Annotated in this window: 14 protein-coding genes; 6 read left to right on the forward strand and 8 right to left on the reverse strand. The window is 66.8% G+C overall.

The genetic code is table 11. The features are described 5' to 3' along the window. Positions 1-96: 96 nt before the first annotated feature. Genes AB0I14_RS14195 through AB0I14_RS14215 form a run of 5 tightly spaced genes read right to left on the reverse strand, consistent with a single transcriptional unit; the run spans position 97 to position 4,926 of the window. Positions 97-882 (reverse strand): MHYT domain-containing protein, encoded by a 786-nt coding sequence (locus AB0I14_RS14195; protein ID WP_358022003.1) that lies wholly within the window; start codon positions 880-882, stop codon positions 97-99. A 40-nt stretch (positions 883-922) separates the two neighbouring features. After that, positions 923-1,507: an ATP/GTP-binding protein gene (locus tag AB0I14_RS14200; RefSeq protein WP_358022006.1), complete on the reverse strand. Its 585-nt coding sequence runs from the start codon at positions 1,505-1,507 to the stop codon at positions 923-925. After that, positions 1,488-1,865 carry a DUF742 domain-containing protein gene (locus AB0I14_RS14205; protein ID WP_358022009.1) on the reverse strand — a complete coding sequence of 126 codons (378 nt, stop codon included), beginning with the start codon at positions 1,863-1,865 and terminating at the stop codon, positions 1,488-1,490. The genes AB0I14_RS14200 and AB0I14_RS14205 overlap by 20 nt, the downstream gene beginning before the upstream one ends. Next, the gene (locus AB0I14_RS14210) at positions 1,862-2,317 is read right to left on the reverse strand and encodes a roadblock/LC7 domain-containing protein (protein WP_358022012.1); all 456 of its coding nucleotides are present in this window, start codon (positions 2,315-2,317) and stop codon (positions 1,862-1,864) included. The genes AB0I14_RS14205 and AB0I14_RS14210 overlap by 4 nt, the downstream gene beginning before the upstream one ends. Further along, entirely contained in the window at positions 2,314-4,926 is a 2,613-nt protein-coding gene (locus tag AB0I14_RS14215; RefSeq protein WP_358022015.1) for an ATP-binding protein, read from the reverse strand. Before AB0I14_RS14215 ends, AB0I14_RS14210 begins: the two co-directional genes overlap by 4 nt. Positions 4,927-5,856: 930 nt before the next feature. On the opposite strand from AB0I14_RS14215, the gene AB0I14_RS14220 reads away from it, so the two are divergent. Beyond that, complete coding sequence (locus tag AB0I14_RS14220) at positions 5,857-6,123, forward strand: hypothetical protein (protein WP_358022018.1); 267 nt, start codon at positions 5,857-5,859, stop codon at positions 6,121-6,123. 22 nt (positions 6,124-6,145) lie between these two features. Here AB0I14_RS14220 and AB0I14_RS14225 read toward each other — a convergent pair whose 3' ends face one another. Next, positions 6,146-6,883 carry an SDR family oxidoreductase gene (locus AB0I14_RS14225; RefSeq protein ID WP_358022021.1) on the reverse strand — a complete coding sequence of 246 codons (738 nt, stop codon included), beginning with the start codon at positions 6,881-6,883 and terminating at the stop codon, positions 6,146-6,148. A 140-nt stretch (positions 6,884-7,023) separates the two neighbouring features. Between AB0I14_RS14225 and AB0I14_RS14230 the strand changes: the two genes are divergently transcribed. From AB0I14_RS14230 to AB0I14_RS14250, 5 genes are read left to right on the forward strand one after another with little or no spacing between them, the layout of a single operon-like run. Next, a complete protein-coding gene (locus AB0I14_RS14230) occupies positions 7,024-8,286 on the forward strand; it encodes an NAD(P)/FAD-dependent oxidoreductase (protein WP_358022024.1) in 1,263 nt (420 codons plus the stop codon). 28 nt (positions 8,287-8,314) lie between these two features. After that, the gene (locus AB0I14_RS14235) at positions 8,315-8,755 is read left to right on the forward strand and encodes a RidA family protein (RefSeq protein WP_358022027.1); all 441 of its coding nucleotides are present in this window, start codon (positions 8,315-8,317) and stop codon (positions 8,753-8,755) included. Further along, positions 8,752-9,426 carry a DUF1028 domain-containing protein gene (locus AB0I14_RS14240; protein ID WP_358022030.1) on the forward strand — a complete coding sequence of 225 codons (675 nt, stop codon included), beginning with the start codon at positions 8,752-8,754 and terminating at the stop codon, positions 9,424-9,426. Before AB0I14_RS14235 ends, AB0I14_RS14240 begins: the two co-directional genes overlap by 4 nt. Next, positions 9,423-10,580, forward strand: a complete 1,158-nt coding sequence (locus AB0I14_RS14245; protein WP_358022033.1) for a M20 family metallopeptidase — start codon at positions 9,423-9,425, stop codon at positions 10,578-10,580. The genes AB0I14_RS14240 and AB0I14_RS14245 overlap by 4 nt, the downstream gene beginning before the upstream one ends. A gap of 5 nt (positions 10,581-10,585) precedes the next feature. Further along, positions 10,586-11,989, forward strand: a complete 1,404-nt coding sequence (locus AB0I14_RS14250; protein WP_358022036.1) for an aspartate ammonia-lyase — start codon at positions 10,586-10,588, stop codon at positions 11,987-11,989. A 28-nt stretch (positions 11,990-12,017) separates the two neighbouring features. Here AB0I14_RS14250 and AB0I14_RS14255 read toward each other — a convergent pair whose 3' ends face one another. Both AB0I14_RS14255 and AB0I14_RS14260 read right to left on the reverse strand, forming a co-directional pair. Beyond that, entirely contained in the window at positions 12,018-12,926 is a 909-nt protein-coding gene (locus tag AB0I14_RS14255) for a LysR family transcriptional regulator (protein WP_358022039.1), read from the reverse strand. Between the two features lie 47 nt (positions 12,927-12,973). Beyond that, the gene (locus AB0I14_RS14260; RefSeq protein ID WP_358022041.1) at positions 12,974-14,536 is read right to left on the reverse strand and encodes an APC family permease; all 1,563 of its coding nucleotides are present in this window, start codon (positions 14,534-14,536) and stop codon (positions 12,974-12,976) included. Positions 14,537-14,771 lie beyond the last annotated feature (235 nt).

Genomic DNA, 14,771 nt, shown 5'->3' on the forward strand with positions numbered 1-14,771 from the left:
ATCATGACATTGCGGAGGGCCGCGGCGGACAAAAACTGTCCGATTCTGCCAGTTTTTACAGTTTGGCGGCGAAGTGTTGCGCCCGTGGACGCCGGCCTACCGGTGCCGCCCGGCCGTCGCTGCCACCGGGCGTGACTCGGCTTCATCCTCGTCAGCGCTGCGATCAGGAGCCAGCATGACGGCGGTGATCGGGACGACGAGCGCGAGCAGGCCGATCACGAAGACCGGGAACAGGAACGAGAACACTTCGGGCCCACCGGGAACCGGCATCGTGTGATCGACATCGACGCGCACGGCCGCCATCCCGGTGTAGTGCATGCCGACGACGGCGACGCCCATCACCAGGCCGGCGACGAATCGCAGACCGCGCGACTCGAGGACGAGGGTGAACCACAGCGCGGCCGTGGCGGCGACCACGGCGATCACGAAGGACAGGACGACAAGGGTGGTGTCGTAGGTCATCGTGCCCTGCATCTGGACTGCCCACATGCCGGTGTAGTGCATCATCGCGACGGCGAGGCCGGTGATGACGCCGCCGGCGAGCAGTCGCCGCAGATCGAAGCTGCGGCCGATGGTGATCAGCCCGACGAACACCGCCGCGATCGCGATCACGGCCGACGCAACCGTCCAGCCGAGGTGGTAGCGGACCATGCTGTTGGGGATCGCGAAGCCGAGCATCGCGATGAAGTGCATCAGCCAGACGCCCACCCCGCCGATGGCGATCGAGGCCATGAGCAGCCAGCGGAGGCGATCGCGTCCATTGGTGGCCGTTGCACCGCAACGGGTACACGCCAGGCCGACGACCGATCCGGTCACCGAGACGATGTACGCCAGAAACAGCAGCCAGAGGCCCATGTCGAAGTGATGTACTTGGTGATTCATGATGGGTTCCTCGAGACTGTGAGACTGACGGGCTGTGGATCTAGAGCGCTGTGCTCGGAAGGCGTTCCAGCGCAAACGAGGTGATGGCGATCAATGCGTTCTTCGCCGAATCACGTTGCCGTGCGTCGACATTGATGATCGGTACGTGCGGCGACACGGACATCGCCTCACGTAGCTCTTCGATGGTGTGGACCGGGGAGTCGTCGAACTCGTTGACCGCGATCAGGAACGGCAGGCTGCGGGCCTCGAAGAAGTCGACGGCGGCGAAGCTGTCCTCGAGCCTGCGGGTGTCGACGAGCACCACGGCGCCGATCGCGCCGTGGACCAGGTCGTCCCACATGAACCAGAACCGCCGTTGCCCCGGTGTGCCGAACAGGTACAGCACGAGGTCGTCTGCGATTGTGATCCGGCCGAAATCCATGGCAACCGTGGTGGTTTCCTTGCCAGGGATCATTTCGAGGTCGTCGTGGCCCTGCGAGGCGTCCGTGACGAGGGCCTCGGTGCGCAACGGCACGATCTCCGACACGGCGCCGACGAACGTGGTCTTGCCGACGCCGAAGCCGCCGGCAATCACGATCTTCGTCGACGACACCGTGGCGCCGGAGTCAGAGTGCGCGTAAACCACTGAGGGTCCTTTCGATCAGTAGGCGCCGTTCTGCAACGGTCGAGCGGTCGGTCAATGTGGCGTGAACACGGAGGTGGCCGCTGTCCACCAGATCGCTCACCAGCACCCGGGCCACGCCGATCGGCAGACCGGCGTGGGCCGAGATCTCGGCGATCGACGGTCGGCTGCCGCACAGCCGGACGATGACGGCGGGTATATCGCCTGGCGCGCAGTCGAGTTCACCCGAAGCCAGCAAGGCCTCCACCGGAGCTTCGATCGGGATCTCGACCCGAGCCCGGGTTCGCCCGCCGGTCAGTGTGTACGGCCGGGCGCGGCTGGCGGTCTGCTTCTGCTCGGGTCTGTCCATGCTGAGCGTCATCGAGCTCCATGGGTGGAGCGCGGGGTCGCGTCCACGGTCTTGCCGACCCGGTCGACGAGCAGGGCCATCTCGTACCCCACCTGTCCGATGTCGCACGAGGTCGACGCCAGGGTGGCCAGATATGAGCCGTTGCCGACGCCCATCAACAGCAGGAAGCCGTCGTCCATCTCGACGATCGACTGGCGCACGTTGCCGGCCTCGAACAAGCGGGCGGCGCCGGTCGAAAGACTCGCCAAACCTGATGTCACGGCGGCCAATTGCTCGGCCCGGTCAGTCGGCAGGTGGGAGTTCGAGGCCATCAACAGCCCGTCGGCCGACACCAGGATCGCATGTGACACACCGGGCACGTCACGGACGAAGTTGGACACGAACCAGTCGAGGGTGCCGGAGGTCCCTGACGGTGTTGCAGCAGACCCCGCGGACCGATCATGTGGTTGCGTGCCGGTGTTCATCGATCTCCTTCGATTCGGCGGTGTGCTGCGTCGGTTTCGGCTCGGCCCCTGCGAACGCCGGCCAGTTGTCGGCTCAGGATGTCCCGGATCGCCGCGGGATCGTTGCCCCCGTTGGCCTTGGCCTGGGGTTCTGATCTTGCCTCATCGGGCACCAGGCGCGCTCCACGTTCGCGAATCGGAAGTCCGGATGCGGTGTGCCGCTTCGGTTCCTGCTCGACAGCCTTTGCCGCAGCTGCCCAGCCGGCGTCGGCGGAGCTGGACCAGACCCGGTTGCGGGATTCGGGCGCGGTGGGATCCATCAGCCACTCCGAGGCCATCCGCTCGAAGATCGGCGCACTCTCCAAGCTCTCCGCCTCGATGTCCAGCCACGCGGATTCGTTAGCCGGTTCGGCTGCGGTGCCGGCAGGCTCCGCGGCAGCCGGGGCGGAAGTCCCGGAGGTGAAGTACGAAAGCGGATTGCCGCGCTGCGGACGTTCGGGTTCCTCTGGGGCTGCGGCAGGGGCAGGGGCCGGGGCGGTCAGCGGATTCGGGGGAGCGGGAGTGTCAGCGGGATATCCATTGACACCGCTCGCACCGGGCGAGCGTTTCGGCAGCCCGTTGACGGTGGCCCGGACCGGGGTATCCGATCCCCGCTCCGACGGCAACGACGGTGCCTTGGAGCCGGTGGTCTCGGCGAGCGCCCCGGCGGCGGCGCTCGTGAGCGCATTCCGCCCGTTTTCGGCCGTCCGCGGCCGCGACTCTGCGAACGAACCGTCGCGGAGGTCATCGAGCGTCTCGCCGATTCCGATCGGTGCGACCAGCGTGCCGGGCAGGTGCACGCTCGCCGTCACGCCGGGCCGATCGGTCAACGCCGAGGTGGTACGCAGCCGCACCGTGGCTTCGTGACGTCGCGCCAACCGGCCGACCACGAAAAGCCCCATCCGTTTGGCGGTTTCGGAGGTCACCTCACCGCCGAGTGCAAGCCGTTCGTTTGCGGCGGTCAAGTCGTCCTTGGACATGCCGAGTCCTCGGTCGGCCACCTCGACCAGCAGCCCGGCGTCGACCGCGCGTCCCACGGTGACCAGTACCGGCGCGTCGGGCGGGGAGTAGCGCAGCGCGTTGTCGAGCAGCTCGGCGACCAGGTGGCCGATGTCGCCGGCGGCCGAGCCCGCGATCGACACGTCGGCCAGGTGTCCGACCTGCACCCGGCGGTACTCCTCGACCTCGGACATCGCGGCGCGCAGCATGTCGGGTAGCGCGACGGGCGCTGACGTGCGGTGGCGTTCCACCGTGTCGGCGAGGACGAGGAGATTGTCGCCGTTGCGGCGCATGCGCGTCGCAAGATGATCGAGGCGGAAGAGGTGATCCAGCCGGGCCGGATCCTCCTCGTCGAGCTCCAGCGTCTCGATGAGGGCCAGCTGCTCTTCGACGAGTGAGCGGCTTCGGCGGGACAGCGTTTCGAACATGTCGCCGATCTGCAGTCGGACGCCGTGCTCGCCGGCCAGACGGACAGCTTGGGAGTGGATGTCGTCGATCGCGCGCGCGAGCTGCCCGACCTCTTCATTGGTGCGGAACGGCAGTGGCTGGATTTCCGGTATGCCGCCGCCCTTGCTGAGTCGGTCGATTTCTTCGGGCAGCTCGACCTGCGCCACCTTCAGCGCGCCCTGGCGCAGGCGGCCGATCGACCGGATGAGGGAGCGGCCGACGGCGAGCGCGAACACGAGGGCGGCCAGAACCGCACCGAGGATGATCGCGGTGTCACGCAGGGCATCGGACCGCAGAGCGTTGGCGCGATGGTGCAACGTGCCGTCGAGGTCGGAGGACAGGCCCTGCGTCATCGTGCGATACCCCTCGACGCTTGCCCGCATCGCGCCGGTGAACGCGGGCGCGTACACGCTGTCGTCGGACGGCTGGGTATAGGTGGCGCGACGAACGTCGGACTCCTTGGACAGCGCCGTGACCTCGTCCGTGGCCGTCAGCCGGTTGAGTCGATCGATCGCGGCCGCTTCTGCGCCTGCCGCGTCCGCGACCTCGGTGCGCAGTGCTTCCGAATCGGCGAAATCGGGCGCGGCGATCAGGATCCGCTGCGTCGTCAAAGCGCGCTGCGCCGCGAGAGCGTCCACGAGCTGGTCTGCGAGTGGGCGCACGGTGCGGTCGTCCACGGTCGCGGTGGTCGCCGCGATCGCGGAGACGACGCCGGAGGCCACGTTCTGTGCCCGCTCGGCGATCACCCGCGGGGGCATCGGCCCGGATTTGATGTCGTCGCGCAACGTCTTGGCGGTGGAGGATGCCGTCGTCAGCTCGGCGGCGACGGTCGAGTCGAACTCGGCGGACTTGATCAGGGAGTCCAAGGACTTGGCGCTCTCGTCGAACTGTGCGAGCGGTTCGTCGATCGGTGCACCCGAGGCCGCGGCGTATGCCAGGCCGTCGATCCGGTCGACCAGCCCGACCGCGGGGACCACGATCACCGCGTTGTCGGAAGCGAGGTTGAGCCGCGAGGCGGCCGACAGTTCGTTGTAGATACGGACAGCCCCGAAGGTCGCCGCGAGCATGATCGGCAACACCAGGGTCGCCGCGACTTTCCACCGCAGCGGCCAGCTTTCGATCGACGCGCGAGACGTCCGAGTCACGGTCGGACGCTCATGTTCTCCGACGCTCGGATCATGTGCATCCACAGCCGTACCACCCTTCGCCGAGCTTATTGACGTTCTAGCAGGGGAGCTCGGCCACGGGCCAGGTTAAAGGATAGGTAACGATTACGCATCGACGGGGCTAACCGCGGCGCGTTCGCTGGCGCGCTTCCTTAATTTGTGCGCGGCCCCCACATGCAAGTTTCTTGCGAATGTAAGAATGTGGGTCGGTTCTTGTCGACGCCCGTGACGGACAGTCGGGCCGAGGCGGTGAATTCGGTAGCTGGAACCTGTGGGGGCGACGATGGAACCGCCGAGAAATCGAACAGCCGCGCCGGTGTCAGCGATCGGTGGGGGTCTCCCGGGTACCGCGAGGCGACCGGTGGGGCGGGTTGTGATCGGCACTCGACGACCCGCTGTATATACGGCAAACGAGTGGCCGGTTACCGGCCGGCCCGTCGCGCAGCTTCGGTGGAGCTCTCGGGAGATCTGCGCCGTGCCGTTGAGTCCCGGAAATGAATGGCCGGGCCCGAGTCGTCCCTGTTCGTCCGAACGGGAACTGCGTCTGACGGATTCCGCTGCACTGGAGGGTGATCCGCGATCAGGGCGGTTGGGCGGGTGCCGCCGATCGGGCGGTGGGGCAGGCTGGTGTCCTCCCGGGTTGCCGTATTGCGGTCCTGCGACCCGGCCGGGAGGCGGGGGTCATTGCGTCACCGTGACGCACTTCGGCTTGCCGGAGCAGTCACAGCAAACAATGTCAAATTCAGGAATGTGAATTACGTCTCTGTTCAAGCTCTTTGGATGTGTAAACGACGTTTAAGAGGGATCCTTAAGGAGTCCACGGCCAACTCGATGCACCGTCTCAGCTTGGCCGAGCACGCTTGGCACTGAGTATGAAGTGTCGTGAAGCTCCGCTGGAGGTCATTGAACATGGCGACAAAAGCTGCCGGCTCGACGGTCATCGAGCTGGCGACGCACCCACTGTGGTGTTCGTCGCAGCGATACGCCCGTGAGCTCGCCGCGGCCAAGCGCAGGCACCCGTCGTCCTATCGGCCTGACGATGAGGATGACGGGCTCGACCCCGAGTCCCAGCGTCCGTCGCAGTCCGGACTGCGGACCAGCGCCCGGGTGACGCCTCTGGCCTGCGCCCGGGTCCTCACCTTGAATGCCGCCCGTGGCGAGGTTGTCGCGGACTGACGCCCGGAAGATCCGCGTCGGGTCAGAGTGCGCGCAGGGCCCCGCCATCCACCGCGATGGTGCAGCCGGTGATGTAGGACGCTGCGGGCGACACCAGGAATGCCACGGTCCGGCCGAACTCGGCCGGCTCGCCGATCCGCCCCAGCGGGATGTTGCCGAGTTCCCGGGTGTCGGCACCGGCGCCGCGCGCGGTGTTGAACAGACCCGGCAGCAGGCTCACCACGCGCACGCCGCGCGGCCCCAGTTCGTCCGCGATGTCCTTGGCCGCCATTGCGAGTCCCGGGCGCAGCCCATTGGAGATTCCCAGCCCGGTCAACGGGGATTTCGCCGACGTCGACAGGACCAGGACGATCGCGCTGCCGTCGGGCATCATCGGCGCTGCGGCGCGGATCAGCCGGATCGCCCCGAGAAATACTGACCGGAAAGAACTTTCCCAATCGTCGTCGGTGGCGCCCAGTGCCGTCGACAGTGGTGGGCCACCCACGCTGATCACCAGTCCGTCGAGCCTGCCCCACCTCGCGACGGCTGACGCGACGATGCGTTCAGCCGCCTCCGGGTCTCCGTTGTCGGCAGCCATTCCCTCGACCGCGCCGGGCCAGTCGGCCGCGAGTCGGTGCACCGCAGCGCTGACTTTGGTTCCCGAGCGTGACGAGACTGTGACGGCGGCGCCTTCGCGGAGCAACTCGCGCGCCGACGCGTAACCCAGGCCGTCGCTGCCGCCGGTGACTACAAATGCCTTGCCGGACAATCCCAGATCCACGCCCTCAAGCGTAGAGCGCACCCGAGCCAGCGCATCGGATTCAGAGATGAAGTACATCGAATATATGCGCTGTACAGATGTGGGTGTGCGCTGAATCATGGATGCAACGAGCTAGTCCGTTTGAACATGTGGAGGTTGGGATGTCGACCCAAGAGACCGAGGTCCTCATTGTCGGCGCGGGCCAGGCCGGCATCGCGATGAGCGAGCATCTCGGTGTACAGGGCGTGCCGCACCTCGTCGTCGAGCGGGATCGGGTTGCCGAGCGCTGGCGGTCCTGGCGCTGGGATTCCTTGGTGGCCAACGGTCCGGCATGGCATGACCGTTTCCCGGGAATGGAATTCAATGTCGATCCCGACGGATTCGCCGGCAAGGAACAGGTTGCCGACTACCTAGCCGACTACGCCAAGATGATCGACGCGCCGATCCGCACCGGAGTCGACGTCACCTCGGTCCGGAAGTACAACGGCCGACCCGGATTCCGGGTTGAGACCTCCGACGGCGTCATCGAGGCGCGCTACGTCGTGGCCGCGACCGGCGCCTTCCAGAAGCCGGTCATCCCGCCGATCGTTCCCGAGAACTCCGGACTGCACCAGATCCACTCCAGTGGATATCACAATCCGCAGCAGCTACCGGATGGCGCTGTCCTGGTGATCGGCGCCGGGTCTTCGGGCGTGCAGATCGCCGACGAACTGCAGCAGGCGGGGCGCCGGGTCTACCTCGCGGTCGGCCCGCATGACCGGCCACCGCGCAGCTACCGAGGGCGCGACTTCTGTTGGTGGCTGGGCGTTCTCGGCAAGTGGGACATGGCGGCGCCGCCGGTCGGAGCCGAGCATGTGACCATCGCGGTGAGCGGCGCCCATGGCGGGCACACCGTGAACTTCCGTTCCCTGGCCGCCAGCGGGATCACTCTGCTGGGGATGGCGGGCGCATTCGAGGCCGGCGTGATGCGCTTCGAGGCGGATCTGCGCGCCAACATCGAGGCCGGTGACGCGAACTACCTGTCGATGCTGGACGAGGCCGACGCCTACATCGCCCGCAACGGAATCGACCTTCCCGAGGAACCACAGGCCCGCATCCTCGGTGCGGACCCCGACTGCATGACCAACCCTATCCGCGAACTGGACTTCGCCGCCGCGGGCATCACGACGATCGTCTGGGCGGTCGGCTTCGCGTTCGACTATGACTGGCTGGAGGTCGACGCCTTCGACGAGAAGGGCAGGCCGCTTCACCAACGCGGTGTTTCCACCGAACCGGGCATCTACTTCCTGGGACTCCCGTGGCAGTCCCGCCGCGGTTCGAGCTTCATCTGGGGGGTGTGGCACGACGCCAAATACCTTGCCGACCAAATCGCCATCCAGCGCAGCTACCTCGCCTACAAGGCGCCCGAGCAGTCCGCCGAATAGCCCGAGCCCCGAGAAAGGAATGCCGGCCATGACCGATATCGCCACACCGACCCACACCAGGATCCGGCCCTTCAACACCAAGGAGACCTACCCCGAGCAGAATCTGGACAACGACCTGTGCCAGGCCGTCGTCGCCGGTGGTGTGGTCTACCTGCGCGGGCAGATCGGCCAGGATCTCGACACCCGCGAGTCAGTCGGCATCGGCGACGTCGCCGCCCAGACCGAGAAGGCGATGAGCAACATCGCGATGCTGCTCGACGAAGCCGGCAGCTCGGTCAAGGACATCGTGAAGGTCACCGTGTACCTCACCGACATCCGGTACCGCGAGACCGTGTACCGGATCATGGGCCGGTGGCTCAAAGGCGTCTTCCCGGTCTCGACCGGGCTGGTCGTGGAGGCACTGGCCCGGCCCGAATGGCTGGTCGAGATCGATGCCACCGCAGTGCTTTCCGAGGGCAGCGGGAAATGACGTTCTCCCTGGTTGCCCGGGATCCCGGCAGCGGCGCGTTCGGGATCGTCATCTGCTCGTCGAGCCCCGCGGTCGCCTCGCGCTGCGCGCACACCCGGGCGGGTGTCGGGGTGGTCGCTTCGCAGAACGTCACCAACCCGGCACTCGGTGGACAGGTCCTCGATGAGCTCGCCGCCGGCACAGATGCCGATGCGGCGCTGAAAGCCGCACTGGCAAAGGAAGAGTTCCCCGACTATCGGCAGTTGACCGTCGTCGACACCCACGGCAACACCGCGGTGCACTCCGGCCCCAACAGCCTGGGCGTCCACACCCACCTCGAGGGTGATCAGGCGGTGGCCGCAGGCAACCTGCTCGCCGACGAGTCGGTGATCTCCGCGTTGCTGTCCGGTTATGCCGACAGCCCTGCGACTGCCTTCGAAGGACGGCTGCTCGATGGTCTGTGTGCCGCCCTCGCCGCCGGCGGTGAGGCCGGACCGGTGCACTCAGCGGGAATGCTTGTCGTAGAGGATGTCCCATGGCCTGTGACGGACCTACGAGTCGACCACTCCGAAGATCCGATCGGGGATCTCGCCGCGCTGTGGCAGTTGTGGCAGCCGCAGAAGAACGACTACCGCACCCGCGGCATCGACCCGACACAGGCACCGTCGTACGGGGTTCCGGGGGACCGGTGAGCACCGTCGATGCTGTCGTGGCCGCGCGGGTCGGTGGGGAGCATCCGGGCCTGATCGGGTTGTCACGCGATCTCTACGATCATCCCGAGATCGCCTGGGAGGAAGTACGTTCGGCGCGGCGGGTGGCCGGGGCACTGTCCGACGGCGGGTTTGACGTCACCGAACGTTTCTGCGGACTGGATACCGCGTTCGCCGCACGGATCGGCAGTGGGGATCTACATATCGCGTTGTGCGCCGAATACGACGCGCTGCCCGGTCTCGGCCACGCCTGCGGGCACAACCTGATCTCGGCGATCACCGTCGGTGCGGCGCTGGCCCTGGCGCCGGTAGTTGATGATCTCGGGTTGACGTTGTCGGTGATCGGCACCCCCGCCGAAGAGGGCGGCGGGGGCAAGATCGAACTACTCGAACGCGACGGTTTCGCCGGCCAGCACGCGGCGGCGATGCTGCATCCGGGCCCGGTGGATGTAGCGCGGGCGCAGCCGTTTGCGGTGTCGCACAGCCACATCGAGTACAAGGGAAAGTCCGCCCATGCCGCGGCGTATCCGGAACGCGGTGTCAATGCGGCTGATGCGTTCACCATCGCCCAGGTCGCCATCGGTCTGCTGCGCCAACAACTGCCGTCGTCGGTGCGGGTGCACGGCATGATGACCCGCGGTGGCGAGGCTCCCAACGCGATCGCCGAACGCACCGAGGGCCGCTGGTATGTGCGCGCCGAGACCCTGGCCCAACTTGCGGAGGTCGAGCCGAAGGTGATGCGCTGCTTCGAGGCGGGCGCGCTGGCGTCGGGCGCCGAGCTCACCGTGGTGCCGGAGTCCAAGCCGTACGCCGAATTCCGCACGGATGAGGAGCTTCTGGCCTGTTATGAGCGTCGCGCGACGGCGGCGGGCCGGCGGTTTGCGTCGGGGCCGGACACGATGATGGCGCGGGCCTCGACCGACATGGGCAACGTGTCGCAGACCCTGCCCGCGATCCACCCCTATATCGGGATCGACTCGTTGCCGGCGGTCAACCATCAACCTGAGTTCGCCGCAGCCACCCTCACCGCGGCGGCCGAGACGGCCATCGCGCAGGGGGCGCAGGCGCTCGCCGGCACGGTCGTCGACGCCGCCACCCACACCCCCATCCGTCGCCGACTACTCACCGCGGAGTGAAATCCATGTCCCTGACCCGTACCGAGCATGATCTGCTCGGCGATCATGAAGTGCCCGCCGAGGTGTACTACGGCGTGCACACCGCACGCGCGTGTGAGAACTTTCCGATCAGCGGGGTCCCCATCTCACGGCACACCGATCTGGTGATCGCGCTGGCCTCGGTGAAACAGGCCGCCGCCCAGGCCAATCTGCAGCTCGGTCAGCTCGACCCGCAGATCGCTGAGGCGATCATCGCAGCCTGTGTCGACATCCGCGGCGGTGCGTTGCACGACCAGTTCGTGGTCGATCAGATCCAGGGCGGGGCAGGCACGTCGACCAACATGAACGCCAACGAGGTGATCGCCAACCGCGCCCTCGAGATCCTCGGCCGCCCGCGCGGCGACTACGGCAGGATTCATCCGCTGGAGCATGTCAACCTGGGGCAGAGCACCAACGATGTGTACCCGACGGCGGTGAAGGTCGGGCTCGGGATGGCGGCGCGCGCGCTGGAGGCGGCCTTGCGGGGCCTGGCACAGCGGTGTGCCGCCAAGTCGGTGGAGTTCGCCGACTTGCTCAAGCTGGGCCGGACCCAGTTGCAGGACGCGGTGCCGATGACGCTGGGCCAGGAGTTCGGCGCGTTCGCGGTCACCGTGATCGAGGATGCCGATCGGCTTGGTGAGGCGATGGCGTTGATCGCCGAGATCAACCTGGGCGGCACCGCGATCGGCACCGGGCTCAACACCCACCCGCAGTACGCGGGGCTGGTGTGTGAGCAACTGCGTCAGATCACCGGCCTGCCGTTGACCACGGCCGGGGATCTGGTGGAGGCCACCTCCGATTGCGGGTCTTTTGTGCAGTTGTCCGGGGTGACCAAGCGTGCCGCGGTGAAGCTGTCCAAGATCTGCAACGATCTGCGACTGTTGTCCTCGGGCCCGCGTGCGGGCCTGGGGGAGATCAATCTTCCTGCGGTGCAGGCCGGCTCGAGCATCATGCCGGGCAAGGTGAACCCGGTGATCCCCGAGATGGTCAACCAGGTGGCTTTCGAGGTGATCGGCAATGATCTGACCATCACCATGGCCGCCGAGGCCGGGCAGTTGCAGCTCAACGCGTTCGAGCCGATCATCGCCCGTGCCCTGCTGTCTTCGCTCAACCACCTCACGGCCGCGGTCGAAGTACTCGGTGAGCGGTGCATCGAGGGCATCACCGCCAACGCCGACCGGATGCGTGAGGCGGTGCTGGGATCGGCCAGCATCGCGACCGCGCTCAACCCGGTGCTGGGTTATGAGGCCGCCACCGCGCTGGTCGCCGAAGCCATCGCCACCGGATCATCCATCCCCGACCTGGTCCGACGTTCCGCGCTGCTCGACGAAGCAGTCCTGGTCCGGATGCTCAGTCCCGAAAACCTCTGCCGCCCCAACGAACTCAGGTAGCGAGAGAGGTCTGCGCCGAGGATTGCGATCAGTCGGTGAAGATTGCGCGTGCGGTCTCGGCGACTGCACGCGCCCGGGCTGTGCTGCGCACCGATTGCAGCCGGGCCAGCACGATCGGCAGACCCGGCAGGTTGTCACGGATGGGCACGGCGCTGACGGCGCCGCCGTCATAGGTGCCCGCGTGTGCCGGTAGCTGGTTGAGGATCGAGAAACCGTGCCCGCGGGCCACCAGGCCGCGCACCGCCTCATAGCTGGCTGATCGATACCGGATTCGCGGTGTCACACCGGCTTTGGCGAGTATCGATTCGAAGTAGTCCCGGCTGTCGGGCAGGTCGAGCAGGACCATCGGCTCGTCGGCCAACTCGGTCAGTTCGATGGATTTACGCTTGGCCAGCCGGTGGTCGAGCGGCAACGCCACATACGGGGCGGCCACCCCGAGTTGCTCGGCGTCCACGCCGGCGCCGAGTCCCAGGTCGTAGGTCAACGCCAGCTCCGCGGTGCCGTTGCGCAGCACGCTGGGGATCGCGTCTGCGGACGTCTCGATGACCTCGACCTCGAGGTCGGGATGGCGAGCCGCGAGGTCGGACAGCAAGCGCGGCAGGACGAACGGGGTCAGGGTGACGAAGCAGGCCAACCGCACCGTGCCGTGCACCTGGTCGACGCTGCCGCTGGCGCTGTCGAGCACCTCGTCGAGGTGCGCCAGCAGAGCACGGGTATCGCGCAGCATGTCCTCGCCGGCGGCGGTCAACGCCAGCCCGCGGGCGCGGTGCCGGATGAACAGCTGTGTGCCGATCTGCTGTTCGAGCTGGCTGATGGCGGCCGAGACCGCCGACTGTGCGATGTGCAACTCGTCGGCGGCCTTGGTCATGGACAGATGAGTGGCGGCTTTCACGAAGTACCGCAGCTGAGTGAGCGTGACGTCGGGACGTCTGCGCATACCGGTACTCCCTACTTGCTCCTCTTCTGGGACGCGGGGTACCAGCATTACAGCTGTGCGGCTTCCTTACCAGGAACTCCGGTTTCCACGTCGTCCAGCGGTGCGGTGTCGGGGCGTTCGGCCCGCACCGGCCGGGCCCGCAGGTAGCCCACCGCGCCGAGGAGACCGAGCACCGCCAGGGTGCCCAGCGTGAACACCTCGAATGTCACTTGGCTGACGCCCCAGGTCTCCTGGAAGTCGTAATCGAGCCCGAACAGGCGCTCCAGGGTGCCCGGGAACACCGCGACCCACGAGCCCAGCGCCACCCACGCGAAGCACAGCCCGCCCAGGATGCGGAACCCGGTGTTGCCCGTGGGCACCCGGAACGGCCGCACCACCTCGGGGAAGCGGGTGCGCAGGCGCACCGCCGCGGGGATCGCGATCACGTAGCTCAACAGGAACGTGGAGATCGAAATGCTCAGCACCACAGCGAAGATCGATGCCGACGATCCGGTGACCTGCATGGCGACCAGGCAGAACACCGTGGCCACCGTGCCTGAAAGCAGGTTGACGCGTACCGGGGTGCCGAGCTCCGGATGGAACCGGCCGAAGAAGCCGCCGAAGAACGCGCCGTCGGCCGCGGCCATGGCCTGCATGCGGTCGCTGATGATCATCCACGCCGATCCCTGGGTCATCAGCACCACGGCGAAGATCACCGCGGTGGTGGTCAGCATCGCCGGAGCAGCCGGGCCGTACACGCTGAAGACCTTGGCAACGGCTTCCATGAGGCCGCCGATCCCGGTGATGTCGTCGGCGGGCAGCACGATCAGGATGGCGAAGATGGGCAGCAGGTAGGCGGCCGCGGCGATGCCCGCCGACCGGGCGATCGCGAAGGGAACGTCGCGGGCCGGGTTCTTCATCTCGCCGGCGGCGCTGTTGCCCGATTCGAACCCGAGGTAGGAGAACAGCAGCAGCGGGGTGACGCCGAGCAGGCCGCCGAGGGTCGGGGCGAAGTCACTGGCCGACAGTCCGGCGACGCCGTTGCGGAGCGCGTAGATCACGGTGGTGACGAGAAAGACTGCGAGGAAGAGGATCTTGAGGATCGCGCCGATGTTCGGGATCCATTTGCCGTGCTGCAGGCTGATGATGGCCGCCAGCACGGTCAGCCAGATGAACACGAGCTTGAACGCGTAGTCGACGAGCGAGCCGTGCTCGAAGGGTGTCACGTACGTGCTCCAGACCTCCGAGGCGATGAAGGCCATCGATCCGCCGACCCAGACCGGTTGGGTCACCCAGGTCAGCAGGGAGGCGATCGCCGCGGCCGGTCTGCCGAACGCCTTTCGGCACCAGACGTATACGCCGCCCTCGCCGGTGAACGCGGCGCCGGTCTCGGCGAAGATCAGGCCGTAGGGCACCAGGAAGAACACCGCGAGCACGAGCGCCCAGGTGAAGGTCTCGGCACCGAATCCGGAAACCTGACCCAGCGCCTCGATCGAGACGACGGCCGCGACGATCAGGAATACGATGTCGAGCCGGCCCAGGGATTTCTTGAGGTGCTTGACCTCACGCTCAGCCTGGGCGGTCTGCGACCCCACGGCCGGTTCGGATGCCGGATTAACTGCTGGTTCCACGACGACCTTCTGTTCTTGCTGTGGATGTGATGGCCCCCACACTGACGGGTGGTGCACGCAGCTGTAAAACATCAGTTTCCGTGAATCCGAATCAGAAATTCCGATGAAGTCTCGATGGGCCACCCGCGCATCGAGGCCCTTTGTCGGAGTCTCACCAGGCCGGGGATTGCATCGTCAAATCAGATGCAGAACCGCTGAAACCACTAGTTGACCTCTGTTAGTGATCGCATGACCA

This window comes from Mycobacterium sp. NPDC050441 (assembly GCF_040655355.1).
GTDB lineage: Bacteria > Actinomycetota > Actinomycetes > Mycobacteriales > Mycobacteriaceae > Mycobacterium.